The organism is Acidiluteibacter ferrifornacis (genome assembly GCF_009909615.1).
GTDB classification, from domain to species: domain Bacteria; phylum Bacteroidota; class Bacteroidia; order Flavobacteriales_E; family Vicingaceae; genus Acidiluteibacter; species Acidiluteibacter ferrifornacis.
Map to the genome: position 1 here is coordinate 14,019 of NZ_WWNE01000006.1, position 17,997 is coordinate 32,015.

Here is a 17,997-nt window from a genome sequence, read left to right on the forward strand (position 1 = left end):
GCTTAAAATCTAAATGCTATCCCATATAAAATGTGTCTTGGAGCTAAGTACCTAGCAGGATTATCCGAAGGTACTCCACTTTCCTCAGGCCCAATATATCTTGGGTCTCTCCATTCATTTGGCACATCATCCCCGATTTCATAACCTTCGCCTGTGATTGGATTAATGATCTGTGCATTTTTGTTATTGAATATATTTCGAATCTCTACAGAAACTGTAATTCCAGAATTTTTATCTTTCAATGGAATATCCTTACTCAGTTTTAAGTCACCACTAAACCAAGCTTTAGCGCTTTTAGAAAGGTATTTATCTTCTTCTAATCGGTATAATGGTCGGCCAAGATCGTTGTAGCCATCGAACGCATATGGAGTGTATCTAAATCCTGATTGATAATTCATAGAGAAAAATGCTCTAAACCCATTGGTGGATACACCAAAAATTCTCAAAGTTGTATCACCTTTTAATACCAAACCTGCTGTAATGTCCCATGGACGATCAAATGCCAAATATTGCTCAGAAGTCAATGGTACAGAACCATTTTGCTCAATTTGCAATCCGGACTCTCTGGCGGAGTTTGACTTTCCTCTCGCTACCTGATAGGTCACATTTAAAAAGGTTCTAATATGCTTTCCAAATCGATTAGATATTCCTGCTTCTACTCCAATTACTTTAGCATAATCCTGATTGATATACATCCGTTTAGTAACGGGTCTTCCTGTTTGGTCGTTTACAATTACACTTCGTTGAACGATATAGTCAAATCTATTGTTATTAAAAGCAGCTACATTTACACCAAAATCCTTTGTAATTTGAGCTTTGTAACCAATTTCATAGGAAATGTTTACTTCAGGGTCAATATCTGGATTACCTAGGTTAGATAAAAACGATTGATCTTGGTAATCCGGATCCAAACCAGCATATAAAAATCTAGGATGAGGCAGTTTCATGGAGTGTCCGTAATTGAAATACAAGACATTGTTTTCCGTTACAGGGAACGAGACATTGATTTTCGGTAATAACCGAGTCTTGATTCTATACCCCGCAAAACCAACTGTTTTGTCTTTATAATCTGTTCGAACTTGGTCAATTACTGGAGAGTTCGGATCTTCTACTGCATTATCAGCAAATTTTCCTGGTGCCCAATAATTTAATCGAGCTCCAACTGTCGCTATAATTCCTTTGTAGTGGATCTCATCTGAAATAAAGAATCCACCATTAAAAGGCTTTACTGCCCATATATCATTAGAAGAACCAACACTTGTTGAAGGTGTTGTTAATGAGTCGTTAATTACAATTGGCGCTCCGATCCATGGTTTTGTAACATCCACCCATTGATAGGCTGTAGATTTGTGCTCAAAGCCGAATGAGAGCTTATTGTCTCCTGTTTTAGAGTATCTAGAGAATGAAGTATTTAATGTCAACTCTCTTGCATAGTGATCGTGCCAAACAGGAGATATACCACCATTATTATATAATCCTGGGCCAGGAAGAACATACTGCACATCACTTCCAGGATTAAAGATAGTAACCGGGTCAGTAACAATTGAGCTTTCGTCATAAATCTGATCCACTGTTGGGTATCTGAAAGGTCTTCCATTTGCATCTGCTCGCAGATTGGTAAATAAGCGTCCAACTGATACATTAAACCACCATTGGTCATTGATCAAATGCTTTAGATTTAATGCCGTCAAATTGGACTGATGCGTATAGGTGGTAGCATTGTCCAGATTCAGACTCCTTTCCCATTGAAATCCAGGTTGGAGGATGGCATCAAAACCCACTATTTGGAGTGTTCTCGTGTTTTGATTTACTCTTAAACTATGCTGATTAGTAATCGTTATTTTGGTTCCCTTCTTAAATTTATAACCCAGCTTTACGGTATTGGTATATGCGTTATCTTGTCTAGGAGACCATAAAGAATCGTTGCTAGTGAATAAAGAGGAATGCAATTGATCCGCAGTTGGACCAAAATAATTATCTGACAAATTCATCGTTGCATTCACAAAGAATGAAACTCGTTTGTTGGTAAATGGGAGAGGTCCTCCAATAGAAAATTCAGCAATATCAGTATTCCAAGCAGTACCTTGATTTTTATTGAATCCAAAATTATCTCGTTGCCAACTTCCTGAAATCTCAATGGTCTCGCCACCTTCACGAATGGTAGTAGAAATAATCCCTGAAGAGCCATCGCCATATTCGGCACCAACTCCACCAGTAATAATATTCAAACTTTCAATAGAACTAGAAGAAACATCTACACCAAAACCAGTTCCTGCTAATGGATCCTGAGCTGATATTCCATCAACAACATATCTCGTTTCGTATACTCTTGCCCCACGAATCTGCAGACCATCAGGAGTTTTATTAACTCCAGTTTGCATAGCTGCCAATTCTTGAACATCCCTCACATTCATTTCCTTGATTTCTTCCCGTGAAATCTTAACCTCTGTGCTAGCGGATTCCAAATTTACGATACTCTTATTTCCGACAATAGTAACTCCTTCTAATGTCTGTGAAGCAGGTAGCATTTTTACATTAAGAGTAGTTGTTTCTCCGGCCTTCACGGTTACACCGTTGTACTGCTTTTCTCCAAAACCTATAAAGGTAAATTTTAGGGAATAATCCCCAGGCTTCATTTTTAAAAACTCAAAATTTCCATCCAAATCAGCAGAAGCTCCTCTATATGTACCAACAACCAATACAGTAGCTCCAATTAATGGCTCTCCTGTTTGTTCATCTAATATAACCCCTTTAATGGTTCCAGTATTGGCTACTTCTCCTTGATCCTCTTGCGCAAAAAGTGGATGAAAACATATGATAAGAAGCGCTATTAAAAAGTTAAATTTCTTCATCTATTAATTGAATTCTACATTCAATACTTGATTAAACAATGCGTCTAAATCTGATTGGTTCTTATTGAATTTCCACAACTGAACTGAAAAGAAAACCTGAAAAGCTTTACCGTTTCTTTTACGAACAGATCCTACTATATTTGGCCCTCTCCAGTTGTTATTAGGTTTTTTTATTTGTCCCGTGTAAAACACTTCTGCATCTGAAGTTGGATAGAATGTATTTACCGCATCAACAAAATTCGCAGGATACAGCAAAGGAAATTGATTATTCGTTGGAACAATCGCACTATCATTAAAAATACGAACTCCAAAATCTGAGGACTCTGCCAATGTGTCTATCGGCATTACCCCATAAATGGGATCCATATTTGAAGTGGTTTTAAAATCTGTAGTAATGAGGAATTTTCCACCGATGTTTGCATACTCTTGAAATGAAGGAGCTGCAAATTCCAATAGCATACCAGATTGATTGTTATACGGATTGATTACAGCAGATTCATCAGAGAAGAAGACCACTTTTTCGTATTGCAAAAGCATTAGTGTAAAAGTAGGATTCCACAACCGCGGTAAATTCTCTGAAGAGTTGACTAGAAAGTCGATATAATCGTATGAAACACCAATATTATTCAAAGTAGATTTATATATATTGGCGGGAATAGTCGAAAGCCCTGCAATTAACAAGACGTCATTATTCTTTCCTTTTAAATAAAAAGTGGTAGAGGTATCTACTTTACTTTCTGCATTTGAAACGTCTACAACTTTTAAATAGAAAGTATTGGTATCATTCACTCGAAGTCCATCTAAAATAAGTGAACTCGGATTTTTGTCATTTTCATAATATATCAATGCATTCCCTCTTCCACTAGTCGATGGATTCTCAGGGATGATTGAAAAAGTTTTTCTATCTCTATTGATTTCAAACCACTGCCCATCATTAATTTTTAGATAAGCAGCTTTGATAGATTCGTTGCCATCTACATCGGAAGCAGTCCATGCTCCGGTGACAACAATATTCGCACTATCAGGAAACTCCAATTGTTCGTTAAAAGTAGCTTCTGGTGGTGTATTTTTTAAAGGTATTCTTAAAAATGCAGGTGAAGGATCTACTAACCCTTCGTTGTCCACTGCTCTAACATAGATATTGATGTCAACAGTATCCGACTCGGCAGATATGGAAAATCTGAAAGTTGAATCTTGATTAGTGACATAACTCCATGTGTTATTGTCAAAGGAAAGTTCATATCCTTTAACGTAACCATCTGGGTCTTTTCCATACCAGCTTAATCGAACCACGCTGTTCAATCGATTTTCGCCAGTTAAATTAATTTCCTTAATAGAAAATTGTGTTTCAGGAGATTGATTAAAATCCTTCTCTCCTTTGTCGCAAGCGACTAAAAACAAGAAACAAAAAATGTATACTAAATGCTTCATAGATAAAAATAATGGGGAGCAGAATTAAATCCGCTCCCCAATAAATGAAATTATTTTGAAATAACCAACTTAGTAGTACCTACCACTTCATTGTTATTCATGATTCTAACAATATAGATACCATTGTTAAAATCAGAAACATTTACGTTATTCGTAGTATTTCTTAAAGATTCAGACTTTAACAATTGACCTTTTAAGTCATAGAAAAACGCTTCATAATTAACGCCTTCTGCATTTTTAACCTCAATAGTAACATTGCTTGAAGCAGGGTTTGGATAATACTTCATATTGATAGTATTATTAACTTCTTCCTTTGCACCAACAATCACTAGAGGAAGTGAGAAGTTAATGATGTCTGCATTATTTCTAGGAGTTAATTTAAAAGTTCCAAAAGAATACCAAAGAATTCCAACCATTGCATCCATATCTTGAGTGGTATCAGTGATAATAGCAGGAACATTCATTACTCCTTGATTCTGGATATAGAAAGAGTCAGTTACTAAAGAAACATTTAATGAAGATTGAGCAGTAGTACCACTAACTCTTCCGCTAAGAACTCTAACAAAATCATTAGATCCTGACAAACCAATACCAAACTCACCGTTGTTTAAGTCTGCTTCAATGATATCAATTTTTCCATTATTAGGATCATCTAAACTAATCAACATCCCTTCATACATCTCAGCTTTTGCATCAAAATTAGCATCAGGTGTTACTGAAATAGGAGCTATATTAAATGTGGTATTCAATTTAGTAACGTTTGTTACAGTTACAGTAGTTACTCCATAAACCTCAGATACGTCACCGGTAATTGTAGCTACATCACCTATAGCCAATCCTGCTAAAGCAGCATTTCCTGTAACATAAACACCCGCGTATTCTGTAGCAATAGTATCCTGAATGTAAACATAACCTAAATTATACTGATTCAAAGTAGCAGTAACTGCTCCTGTGAACGTAACTGACTGTCCGTCATAAGGGGAGTCCGTACTTGAGTTAGGTCCAGGGTTCTGAACATCAACAATTGAAAAACCAGTAGATCTAACAGTGTAAAAAGCAACACTATTAGCACTCGGGTATGAAGATACGTTGGAACTATCATCTGTTGCTTCAATAAAGTATCTTACCATTGTATCTAATGGAAAAGCAGGAATTGTAGCTGTGTAAGAATTACCAGTAGCAGTCATTGCTACGGAAGTAAATGTTGAACGAGTTGCAGCTGGATCTGCAGAGTAAAATAGACTCGCTGAAGTTACTACTCCATCATTATCAATAATATCAGCTGTAATCGTAACGGTTTGAGTTGCATTCGGAACTATTGGATTTCTAACTACGTTGGTAATTGAAGGAGGTGTAGCACCCTTTACATAATGCGTAGAGTCAAAAGGATTCAATTCATAACCTCTTCCTGTTCCACCAGTACAGCCATTTTCAGAGTGTCTAATCATTCCTTTGATTGAACTATACACTGTTCCAACAACTGGAGCAACAAATGTCCCAGTTCCAGGTCCACCGTTAGCTACAGAATTCGGAGAATTTGGATTAACGACCGTATGAGATGGTAAACGCTGTGCTAAAAACTCATCGGATACATTAATTTCATTTCCATTCGCATCAGCGATATCAAAACTAACTCTAGAACCACCGCCAAAAAAACTTACACCAATAACAGTTACATTTTGAAATTCTACAAAAGAGCCTTCCCATTGTTCTCCAGTTGTTAATTTATTCACTCTACTTTGGTCATTTAAATCTCCAATAGAGATCAATGCTGGAGTTGGAGTAATCGCAGATGGAGTAATTAACGTCACAGAACTACTTGTTAAAGGAGTTAATTGCAATCCACCTTGATACTGATTAACAATTCCAGTAATTTCAATCAAATCACCTGATTGAGCACCTTCAATTGCTGGAGCGGGAGTATTACCTACTGCTCCCATCACTTCAATACCCAAGAAAGAACCTGCCGCGCCATTAGCCGAAGCAGTATCTAATAAATAGATAAAAGGGCGAGATCCACCTGTTACCGAACTTGAAGCTACTTCAGACAAATTTCCAGGTGTAACGACGTAACCTCGAGTAATTACTGTATCTCCTAAGTATTGATTGGTATCAATACAAGCAGCTAAATCTGAAGGACTGACATAACTAATGTCATAAATAGAAACAGGTGTTTGAGCCATTGCCCAAGTTCCTGCTGCCATTGCAACTAAAGAAAGTAAAATTTTTTTCATCATTTCAATTTTTGAATTTCAATTATTATTTAATTATTGTGAATTTGCCTCTATATGTTTCATTATTATCCAAATTTTCTACAGAGAACAGATAAAGTCCTCTACTGATAATTTGGGTAGATTTTGATAGTAAATCCCAAGCGTGCTCACCGCCTGAAAACTTATTGTTCTTTTTATTCTCAGCTCCAAAAGTGTCAAACCATTTAATATCACTTCCATCGTATTCAGGATTGTGATAAATTTCATCGATTAAATCTCCAGCTGGAGCAAATACTCGAATAATACATCGTTCGGGTAGATTACTAAAAATTAACTTTCTACTTTGTTCTTGAAAATTACTTCTTCCTTCCCAAGATGCACCCATGTAGTATGGATTAGGATAGGCAAATGGTTCATTTTCATCAAATGAATCGGATGGCTTTTTACCTGGAAATACTCTAAAGTTATTACCCAATATACTGGATTCTAAAGATTCCAAATTACTTTCCTCGTCTCCTGTATCAAATGAAGAAACAGCGACTGCATATTGCCAACCATCCAACAAATTATCTATTACATATTTATATTGATACACATTGGTGTCTCCATCAAATAAAGCTGGCGTAGTTAATCGTATATCATCCAATCCAATATCTTTAAACTTTCCATTATTGGGTAAATCATACTCGTCTAGTGCGACAAGATCTTCCGCCAAATTTTGCACTCCAGTTACATCAAAGCCTAATTTCGATAAGTATATACGGTAGCCTTCAAAATCTTTTTGATTCGTAATTGGGTCGATTGATTCCTCTGCATTATCCGTCCAGTAAATTTCAATCTTTTTGTCTTGAGCAATTACTTTAGTTCTAGGAATTGCAGGTGGCTCAGGCAAAATGAATCGAGTAATTTTACCATTGTTATCATTATCCTCACCTGGATCCAACACTCCATTAAAGTTGATATCTTCACCGTAATAAGCCAACTGAGCTCGATCTGCGTTAGCAAACAAATTTCTCTTTTGCTCAAATGTATTGGCTGATGTTGGATTTCCATCATCAAATTTCTTGGCCATAATTATCGCATAAGAAACGCGTAACGTATCGCCCTTCTTGAAATCTCTAAATGGTCCTACGGATACTAAATCCGAGCGATTTCCTGCCATGTTCAATGACTCTTGATAACTTCTTCCTGTACAACCTTGGGCAGAACCATCTTCCCAACATGGGCTATCATTCAATCCTTTGGTCATTTTCTCGTAACGAGCATTATCATTGGCAGGTTGAAAGAAGATAGGATCAGATGAACTGTTAAACGTCCAAGCACTATAATGAGCATCAAAGCTAGGATCTAAAGTAGGGTGATGAAATCCAAACTTATCTTCAGCACCTAAAAACTTTTGTCCAATATAGCTATCGGTAAAGCCAACATCTCCTGCCTTGTCATAACAATAAGCGATGTCCAAAGAATCAATAAATCCATTTCCTCCTTTATCATAAAAAGACACTCCTCCAGAACCTACAGGAGTAATATTGGTATTACGAACAACTGTATTGGCATAAAAAGCAAAAAAAGCGCTATCTATTAGACTTACTGGATCTCCTTTTCGACCTAAATTAATAATCTCGAAATCCAAAAACACTATAAAGTCACTAAAGGTAAAGTTCCAATTATATGTCTTTTGAATAATTTTAACGTTCAATGGCTGAGTATGTCCTGCAATAGGAACTCCAGGACCTCCGGAACCACCTGTTCCGGGTACAAACAAATTGGTATCTGTGTAAGATGCAATAAAGTCTTCATGAGAAACCGCATTGGGGTTATAATTTGGACTATCATATAGAGAAGATCGTACATTAAGTCGATTTCCGATTTCCCCAGTGAATTCATACCCACCTCTACCAGTAGCATACCCTTGCGGTTGGTCAAATGCCGAAGTAGATACTAATGGTTGACCTCCTGCGTTTTTTCCTCCAACCCATACACCAGCTTCAAACAAATGTTCAATTCCTGAACCAGCAGGATACTCGCACGATTGATTACCACTTCCATCTCGATATCCTCTAAAAGCATTTCCGAAAGTACCAACGTTGGTAACTGTTATCCTTGTATTGGATACTGATGTCAAACGCTCCTCAAAAGAAGTCGTTTGACCAAACACCAAAATACTACTAAAGAGAAATAATATAGATAAACCTTTTTTCATAAGCAATGCAAAGTTCTTTATTATTGAATTGGCAATTGAATAACAGTGTTAAATCTTTATTAACTTTTGAATTTTTACCAACTCCTTACCTTCATATATCTTTAGAATATAAGCCCCTCTTTTCAAATTAGAGACATCTATTCTAATAAAAGAAGTCTGATTATTAATGGACTCCATTAAGACTCTTCCATTCATATCGAATAACTGAATCAATGAAGATTCAAAATTTTTGCCTTCTTTTATAATTCCTAAAAAATCCTTTAGAGGGTTAACAACTCTAATGTTTTCTCCTAATGTAGAGGAAACAACATTTGTTGGGATAGAATAATCTATTTCATAGGATGAGGTCACTGGTAAATGATCACTCATATTATACAAAGCATTCGCAACAGTTGAAGGAACCAATGGATTAGTAGGTGAATTAATATTTCCATTGAAACGATTTCCATCTTGTCCTAAAGCGGTGTATGAGTTGGGTATATACCTCATCCGATTGACATTATTTAATACCTCATCAGAAACTAAAGTAAAATCAAATCGATCGTCCATTCCACCGCCAGCTGCACATCCATTGCTTGAAGAGCGAACAGACTGGGTATGTGCATAGCTAAAATTGCTGTTGTTACTCCAGCTTCCAATAGTATTGATAGGATCAAAAAATCGAACAGATGGATTAGAACTGTAATTGATTAAATTTTGAAAAGCAGGCTCTGAAGCAGTATAAACATTAAAATCTCCACAGATAAAAACATTGCCTTGTATACTATTCTCATCCAAATATTTCATTATTGCGGCGGTGGTCTTTGCTCTCTCCAGCTGATCAGCAGAAGTGTTACTTGCTTTTAAATGAGCGGCCAACACTGTAAGATAAACGGTGTCGGTTTGAGCTGTCATATTCGGTTGTTTGTAATACAAACGGTATACATCAATTAAACGAACAATAGGGACATTATTGGTATCTCGCTCTATTTGATCTTGAGAAATTAACCCCAATTTTGTAGTATTGAAGTACAGCATATTGGACAAGCTCGAGCCTTGAGTTACAAAATAATTGGCTTGCGCCCAATGGTTTACTCCATTAACATTTAAAGAGTTTTGCATTAGGTAATAACCATTCGCGAAATTGGCTCCAATTTCATTACAAACAAGCAAATCGGGTTTCACATGATCGACAATAGTCGCTAAATAACCTTCTTTGTCGGCAGTATTATTGTTGGTATTCGTACAATAAGTGGTAGAATTTCTATAATTCAGCAAGTTATATGACATGATCTTTATAGTATCAAGTTGCTGAGAACTAACACTATTTATCGCTGATATAAAAATGAACGCAATCGAGAATAACTTCCCCATTATAATAGTTATAATTTTATGCAAAAAAACTTCAATTACATTGAATACCGAAATATTTTAACAAGTATTTTTGAACAATTAAAAATCTATTTTGAAACTAATAATAGTAAGTGTGCTTACTAACTCCTCCATTGAATAAAACAATCGACATTTCCCTCCTTTTAGATCAATATCGCAACGAAGTAGAATTAAAAAAACAGTTGTCGAGTCAGTCCGGTATTCCGGTAAAGGATATCGTGCAGTTCAAAATAGTCAAACGATCTATTGATGCTCGAAAAAAAGACATCAAGATTAATTTAAGAGTAACAATTTACACCACTACTCCTGAAGAGCCCATTCCATACAATACCAAGTTCAAAAAAATAAGACTCCAAAAAGAAGCAGTGATAATAGGCTTTGGACCAGCAGGAATATTTGCAGCAATTGAGTTATTGAAACATGGAATTAAGCCTATTGTATTTGAACGAGGAAAAGATGTTCGTGCACGTAGAAGGGACTTGGCTGCCATAATAAAAGCACAAACAGTAAATCCAGAATCTAATTATTGTTTTGGTGAAGGAGGTGCCGGCACTTATTCAGATGGAAAACTATACACACGAAGTACTAAAAGAGGTGATGTTGAAGAAATTTTAAACCTTTTTGTGGAGCATGGAGCTAACGCAGATATTCTAGTTGACGCTCACCCCCATATAGGAACTAATAAGTTGCCTCAAATTATAGTAGCCATGCGTGAAAGAATAATAGAAGCGGGTGGCGAAGTGCATTTCAATTCAAAAATGACAGATATTTTCTATTCCAATAATCGTTTAGAAGGTATTGAAATTAATAATGAGAAAAAGATTACTTGCGATAATTTAATTTTAGCGACCGGTCATTCTGCTCGAGACATCTTTACTTTATTGCACGATCGTAAGATTGCTATTGAATCTAAATCTTTTGCAATGGGTGTTAGAGTTGAACACCCTCAGGAGTTAATTGATCGAATGCAATATCACGGTAGAGTCAGTGATGATATTTTACCTCCTGCAGCCTACCGAATTGTGAAACAAGTAAATGGTCGAGGTGTATATTCCTTTTGCATGTGCCCAGGTGGAATTATCGCCCCATGCGCAACCAATGCTGGAGAAATCGTTACGAACGGTTGGTCTCCATCGAGACGTAATAATCCTTTTGCCAATTCAGGTATTGTAGTACCAGTAGAAGAAAAAGATATTCATCAATTTGGGTTTAGCGGCCCATTAGGTGGGATGAAATACCAGCAATATGTAGAGCAATTGGCTTTTAAAATTGCAGACAATGACACCACTACAAAAATAGGCCAAATAGCTCCTGCCCAACGATTAAAAGATTTCGTGAAACAGCGAAACTCTAATTCTCTCCCACTCAACTCCTACAAAGCCGGAACCAAAGAAAGCAGATTAGATATTGAATTACCGCGCCCAATAGCGAGCAGACTCATCAAAGGGTTCGAGCTATTTGGACAAAGTATGCGAAACTACCTCAGCGATGATGCCATTATTGTAGGAGTAGAAAGTAGAACTTCTTCTCCAGTTCGAATCCCTAGAGATAAAATAACACTCGAACACACCTCTCTTAGAGGATTATATCCATGCGCAGAAGGTGCAGGGTATGCCGGGGGAATTGTTTCTGCGGCTATTGATGGGATGAAATGTGCTTCGGCTATCGCAGCGAAATTTGACGCATAATTTCACTCGACATAATGGAACAAGCCACCGAAACATTTAAGGACTCAGCTCCTCCCCTTCTTGGAATTTCAAGCCTATGAGAAACTTTAGATAGTATTTGAGTAGAAAGGCCTTTACTTTCATTACCTAAAAGAATAACCCCCTTTGATTCAAAATTAGTCTGATATAAATTTTCACCTCCTAAAACTGCGGCATAAACTGGCCTATTCTGATTGGAAATCCACTGATCTAAATCTTTATATTCAACAGCCACTCGGGCAATAGAACCCATCGTAGCTTGTATCACTTTAGGATTATAAACATCTACTGAATCCTCACTTAAGACAATTTGAGAAATCCCAAACCAATCAGCAACTCGAATGATGGTTCCAAGATTTCCGGGATCTTGTAATTTCTCAATCGCAATGGTCCAATCCGGTTGTTCTTCTTTTAGCTTAGTGATTTTAAGCAGCAACAATACTTGATTGGGAGTTGAGAGAAATGATATTTTTTTTAACTCCTTCTCAGTTACCTCACAAATTGAAATACCTGACGTCAATAATTTTGAATTTAACGAAAGCCATTCAGCAGTGGCATAAATTGTTTCTACTTCAAAAGATTGATGTTCAATAATTTCTTTGGCTATTTTCTCACCTTCTGCAACGAACATTTGGTATTCGTTCCTAAATTTCTTTTGCTTGAGTGATTGGATTAATTTAATTTGTCTATTAGAAAGCATGCTTATTATTAATTTCGCAGAAAATGAACATCTAAACTTTTCTCATTCAGTTGAATTTCAATCGCCACTTATTAATTTTTGTTGCAATCCTGATTGCAGTGATAATGAATGCGTGTAAATCTACTAGGCACCTCAACGAGAATGAACTATTAGTCAGCAAAGTTAAAGTAAAAGTTACGAATGACGCATTGGATAAGGAAGCGATGTTTGGTTTAGTGAAACAAAAGCCGAATCGCCGATTGCTTGGTATTTTTCCACTTTATTTAGGAATATATAATTTATATTATGATAAAGCGGAAAGTAGAATAAAGGACGCTATTGGAGAAGCTCCAGTAATCTATGATTCCTTATTGACAAAAAAAACTACCAACCAACTCAAACTCTATCTGAACAACAGAGGATTTTATGACTCACAGGTTTCCTACACAACAGACATTAAAAAGAAAAAAATTAAGGTCGAATATAAGATTGATGAGGGTGTACCCTACAAAATAAAAGACCTCAATTATTCCATTACTGACAAAACGATTTACTATCATGTTACTCAAGATAGCTCAAATCTTTTAATCAAACCAGGAAAGCGATTTGATGTAGACCTACTCCAAGAAGAACGCAATAGGCTAACTCGATTAATTCGTAATGAAGGATACTTCTATTTTTCTAAAGAATATATTTATTTTGAAGCAGATACCAATCAAAATAAGGCCTCTTTGCAATTGGGGATAAAAGATGTGGAGAAGAAAACTTATGAAGATGAAGTTTATTACGAACCGCATGAAAAATTTACTATCAATAATGTTTTTGTTCGATTGAATTATGATAATCAATTGACTTATCAAATCGCCAGTGACACGCTATACGAAAAGAACATTTATTTCATTGACGAAGGAAGCTTCAAGTTCAAACCAAAAGCCATCGCTCGATCCATTTTCATTAGAAAAGGCGAACTATACCAGCTTAAAAATCAAGACTTAACTTATCGAAACTTATCTGCGCTAAGGGCTTTTAATTTCATCAGCATTCGTTTTGAAAAGGACTTTGAAAACCCCAATAGTTTGAATTGCTTTATAAATCTTTCTCCAAGGAAAGCCAAAAGTTTTACTATTGAAGCTGAAGGTACTAACAGTGGTGGCAATTTGGGAATTTCGGGAAACGTGGGATTTCAAAATGCCAATGCCTTTAAAGGCGCAGAAACTTTTAGCGTTCGACTAAAAGGTGGATTGGAGGCTCAACAAGTTTTAGATAACGAATCCAACTCTAACATAACCAGTGGACTACCCTTCAATACAGTTGAGTTTGGTCCCGAAGTCAATTTGGACATTCCGAGATTCTTACTACCCATTTCTGCCGATCAATTTTCTGCTCGTACTAATCCTAAGACGACCATCAACATGTCTTATAATTTTCAACAACGACCAGATTACACTAGAAGAATTTCGAAGATTTATTTGGCTTATTCATGGAATGAGACAGCAGAAAAAACACACATTATTCAGCCAATAGATGTCAGCTATATTAAATTAGATAAAAGTCTCAATTTTCAAAATAGGTTAGACGCAATCAACAACCCATTTATTCAAAATAGCTACAGAGATCATTTCATTACTGCAACTAAATATAGCTTTATTTTTAATAATCAAGACTATACAAAAAAGCGAAATGCGCACTTTTTTAGAGGAAATATTGAATTGGCGGGTAATATCTTAAATGGGATAAATCGGCTTTCGAACCAACCCAAGAACGAAAGTGAAACTTTTGATTTCTTGGGCATTCGTTACGCCCAATACGTTAAATCGGATATCGATTTAAGAATATATAGAAACTATAGATTTACTTCTTTGGTTTACCGATTCGCTGCAGGAATTGGCTTACCTTATGGTAATATAGACGTAATGCCTTTTGAGAAAAGTTTTTTTGCTGGAGGCGCCAACGGAATTCGAGCATGGCAAGCCAGAGAGCTAGGACCAGGTTCATTACCGAATACTGAAGAAAACCAAGTAGACCAAATAGGAAATGTAAACCTAGAAGCAAATGTAGAATACCGTTTTGATATCACTAAAATTATAGAAGGTGCCGCATTTGTAGACGCAGGAAATATTTGGGAATATAAACAAGGAGACCCTAGACCGTCAACGGAATTCAAATTCAACAAATTATGGGACGACATCGCTATAGGTGTAGGAGCAGGTATCCGTCTTGATTTTACCTTTTTTATCTTAAGATTTGACGCTGCTACTCCTTTCAAAGATCCCGGTGCACCCAAAGATCAAACCTATGATGTAAGAATAAAGGAGACCAATTTTAACATTGGTATTGGTTATCCATTCTAATAAAATTAAAAACCTAGTCCACCAGATTTAGTATGTTCCACAAGAACACCAACACATCCCACTTCTTTTATTTTTAATTTTTTCTGTACTGCTTCTCCTGGCACTTTTACCTCTATCGTTAAACTTTTGGTATTTTCCGCTGTGAATTCTATTTCTTGCACCATTCCATCTTCTTTATTGTCGTAAAGCAACTCTTTAACCAGCTTAAATTTTGCTTCTTTATATTCTCCGCTCCCCGTGTTTGCGTTTCCACCACCTGAATCTCCCCAGCTATCATCGCTATACGAATCGTAGGATGCAGAATTCCCCCATCCATCATCACTATCTCCCCAACCGTCGTCCTCCGTGGAAGTCTCTTCTTGCTTAGTTGATGCCGCAGCCGGCTCATCAGAAGATTCTGCAACAGGTTCGATTCTTGTTCTTACCTTTTCATAGATTCTAAACTCTACCGGCTCAGAAAAGGTTTCATCGGTGCACAAAACGATGCGATAATCTTGCCCCTTATAGGCCACCATATTAAAATCAGACTGCTGACCTTTAGAAAACAAAGCACTTTTTGACTGCGTATCTTCTCTCATTGGGATTTCACTTTCTGAAGCGCAGTTTCTTTTGTGAAAATAATTGCAAGACTGAGCTTTGAGATTAACAAAAGTTATACTCGCTAGTCCAAAAAAGACAATAGAAATTAAATTATTCTTCATTTTTTAGATTGTTTCGTTTAACATTGAACGTCTAACTTGCTCAACACTTGATTTTAATTGCAGGAACTGTTGAGCGGACATGTGAATTTTTGTACCTCCACCCAATATCAGCTTTTTACCCTTTTTCTGATTGGATATTTTACCTGTTTTTCTTTCTTCGAAACTAGAAAAAACCTCCCGTACAGGACTTACCTTTTTCATCATATTCATAACCATAGGATCATCGCTGTAATCCTTTAAATAAGCAAGCAGATTTCCAAAGACTAACTTTTGATCTGCAATTCGCTGCATCACTTCATTAGACTCATCGAATTTTTCTACAGAAGATAAAACTATATGCATACTTTCTACCCAACCACTTGCCGCAATAACGGCCATAACGTTTCCTCGTTTGTTGTTCTCTAAAAACGCTACCGACTCTCGATATGAATTATTCACAATTTTCATTAAAGAATCAGGTTGATCTAAATGAGCTTGTATTCTATTCATTGTATTTTGAGTCACAGCACCCTCTATTCCTAAATCATTGCCTAGTTCTCGAATAGTTTTATAAAAGGAAATTGACTTCTGAAAATCTTCAAAAGAAGCTACATAAGCTAAATTAGTTGAAAATACTCCGAAAGCAACTGCCTTTTGTTCTTCAGAGGAGAATTTAGAAATATCATTACTAATCACTTTGGCAGGATCGTACTTCAATTGATTGGCTTTGATAAATTCAAACATTTCCTCTGGTGACGGAATTGGATAATAATTCTCATCAGGTTGGATAGCCGATGTCGAAGCTAGTTTTAATGAATCGACTTCTTCGTTAGTCTTTTCAGCTGTTGAATGTTCTGGTTCAGCACATGCTACTACTGAAATTAAACCAACTACTACGCAGTTAATCGATGCTGCTTTTAAAATATTCATTTTGAAAACAATTAAAGTTTTAAGACAACTAATTTATAAATAAGTAACGTGATTCAAAATTGTGAAGTAAAAATAATATCAGAACTTCTCTTTTTTCCCCTGTTTAATCAGATATAATCCTAGATAAGTAAGCCCTCCATTCAGAATTAATAAGTCGTAACCAAATTTATAACCATTTAACAAATCCACTGAATAAGCGTTTATACCATATGAAATGATAGGCGAAGCTAGACATATCAAAGGAACCCACTTATCTTTTACATTCAAATCCGTAAACAACCCAAAAGCGTAGAGTCCTAATAAAGGACCATAGGTATAACTAGCTGCTTTAAACAATGCATCTATCACGCTGTCGTCGTTGATAACCTCGAACAATAAAATCACCAGAAACAAAATAACAGACATTCCTATATGCGTCATTTTTCTTAAAGATTCCTTCCGCTCCTTTGGTTGTTTATTGATATCTATGATATCAACGCAAAAGGATGTCGTTAAGGCAGTCAATGCACTATCTGCACTTGAATAAGCTGCTGCAATCAATCCTAAAATAAAACAGATAGCAACTGTATAACCCAAATAACCTCCTGTAGCGAGCATAGGGAATAATTGATCTGATTTTTGTGGTATAACTATGCCTTTTTGAGCAGAGTATAAATAAAGTAAAGCTCCTAAAAACAGAAACAGAAAGGTAACAAAAACCATGACCACACTCATAGAATACATATTCCACTTGGCCTCTTTAATGTTTTTACAACTTAAGTTCTTCTGCATCATATCCTGATCTAAACCGGTCATTACAACCGTAATAAACATTCCACTAAGAAATGATTTAAAGAAGTATTGTTTAGAATTCCAATTCTCAAAAAAGAATATTTGGGAGTATTGACTTTCCCTCACTTGAGTAATCATCTCTGACAAACTCCAATTTAATTGATCTGAAATAATGTAAATGGTAACACCTACTGCCGTCAACATAAAAAAAGTTTGCAAAGTGTCTGTCCAAACAATCGTTTTTATTCCTCCCTTAAAGGTGTATACCCAAATCAATAGAATTGTTATAGCTACTGTCACCCAAAATGGAACTCCCCATTCATCAAAGATGGAAAGCTGGAGAACACTAGCGACTAAAAAAAGACGAAAAGAAGCCCCTATTATACGTGAAATTAAAAAATAAAATGCCCCTGTTTTATAAGACCAAAAACCAAAACGTTGATCGAGGTAAGTATAAATAGAAGTGAGGTTGAGACGGTAATACAATGGCATTAAAACATTGGCGATAATAAAATAACCGAATAAGTAGCCAAAAACCATCTGCATATACGAAAACTGTGTGACACTAACCCACCCAGGAACAGAAACAAAAGTAACTCCAGACAAAGAAGCTCCTACCATCCCAAATGCGACGAGGTACCATTTAGAATTTTTATTGCCAACAAAAAAGGAATTATTATCTGCCCCTTTCGAGGTGAAATAACTAATCCCAATTAACAATAGAAAGTAGGCGACAATAATAGAGAGTATTACAATAGGACTCATGATGACATTTTAAGACACGAAATAAAGCTTTTTTATTCAATTAAG

The 17,997-nt window shown here is 36.1% G+C and carries 11 protein-coding genes; 2 read left to right on the top strand and 9 right to left on the bottom strand.

All coding sequences use genetic code 11. From position 1 onward, the window contains the following. Positions 1–2: 2 nt before the first annotated feature. The 5 genes from GQN54_RS06595 to GQN54_RS06615 are packed head-to-tail and all read right to left on the bottom strand — an operon-like array spanning position 3 to position 10,052. Entirely contained in the window at positions 3–2,852 is a 2,850-nt protein-coding gene (locus GQN54_RS06595; RefSeq protein ID WP_160632742.1) for a TonB-dependent receptor, read from the bottom strand. Positions 2,853–2,855: 3 nt separating this feature from the next. Beyond that, positions 2,856–4,283: a fibronectin type III domain-containing protein gene (locus GQN54_RS06600; RefSeq protein ID WP_160632743.1), complete on the bottom strand. Its 1,428-nt coding sequence runs from the start codon at positions 4,281–4,283 to the stop codon at positions 2,856–2,858. A 50-nt stretch (positions 4,284–4,333) separates the two neighbouring features. Continuing rightward, complete coding sequence (locus tag GQN54_RS06605) at positions 4,334–6,517, bottom strand: T9SS type A sorting domain-containing protein (protein WP_160632744.1); 2,184 nt, start codon at positions 6,515–6,517, stop codon at positions 4,334–4,336. A gap of 25 nt (positions 6,518–6,542) precedes the next feature. Next, a complete protein-coding gene (locus GQN54_RS06610; RefSeq protein WP_160632745.1) occupies positions 6,543–8,699 on the bottom strand; it encodes a hypothetical protein in 2,157 nt (718 codons plus the stop codon). 48 nt (positions 8,700–8,747) lie between these two features. Then, positions 8,748–10,052 carry a T9SS type A sorting domain-containing protein gene (locus tag GQN54_RS06615; protein ID WP_160632746.1) on the bottom strand — a complete coding sequence of 435 codons (1,305 nt, stop codon included), beginning with the start codon at positions 10,050–10,052 and terminating at the stop codon, positions 8,748–8,750. A 131-nt stretch (positions 10,053–10,183) separates the two neighbouring features. Here GQN54_RS06615 and GQN54_RS06620 point away from each other — a divergent pair, with 131 nt between their 5' ends. Continuing rightward, entirely contained in the window at positions 10,184–11,758 is a 1,575-nt protein-coding gene (locus tag GQN54_RS06620; protein ID WP_160632747.1) for an NAD(P)/FAD-dependent oxidoreductase, read from the top strand. On the opposite strand, the gene GQN54_RS06625 is transcribed toward GQN54_RS06620, so the two are convergent. After that, on the bottom strand, positions 11,733–12,476 hold the full coding sequence (locus tag GQN54_RS06625) for a TrmH family RNA methyltransferase (RefSeq protein WP_160632748.1): 744 nt from the start codon (positions 12,474–12,476) through the stop codon (positions 11,733–11,735). The two genes, GQN54_RS06620 and GQN54_RS06625, sit on opposite strands and share 26 nt — an antisense overlap. A gap of 98 nt (positions 12,477–12,574) precedes the next feature. Between GQN54_RS06625 and tamL the strand changes: the two genes are divergently transcribed. Beyond that, positions 12,575–14,806 carry a translocation and assembly module lipoprotein TamL gene (gene tamL / locus GQN54_RS06630; protein ID WP_449369398.1) on the top strand — a complete coding sequence of 744 codons (2,232 nt, stop codon included), beginning with the start codon at positions 12,575–12,577 and terminating at the stop codon, positions 14,804–14,806. A 5-nt stretch (positions 14,807–14,811) separates the two neighbouring features. On the opposite strand, the gene GQN54_RS06635 is transcribed toward tamL, so the two are convergent. From GQN54_RS06635 to GQN54_RS06645, 3 genes are all read right to left on the bottom strand, one after another. Next, positions 14,812–15,507: a hypothetical protein gene (locus GQN54_RS06635; protein ID WP_160632750.1), complete on the bottom strand. Its 696-nt coding sequence runs from the start codon at positions 15,505–15,507 to the stop codon at positions 14,812–14,814. Positions 15,508–15,510: 3 nt separating this feature from the next. Then, on the bottom strand, positions 15,511–16,416 hold the full coding sequence (locus tag GQN54_RS06640; RefSeq protein WP_160632751.1) for a hypothetical protein: 906 nt from the start codon (positions 16,414–16,416) through the stop codon (positions 15,511–15,513). Positions 16,417–16,494: 78 nt separating this feature from the next. Further along, positions 16,495–17,952 (bottom strand): sodium:solute symporter, encoded by a 1,458-nt coding sequence (locus GQN54_RS06645; RefSeq protein WP_160632752.1) that lies wholly within the window; start codon positions 17,950–17,952, stop codon positions 16,495–16,497. Positions 17,953–17,997: the final 45 nt, after the last annotated feature.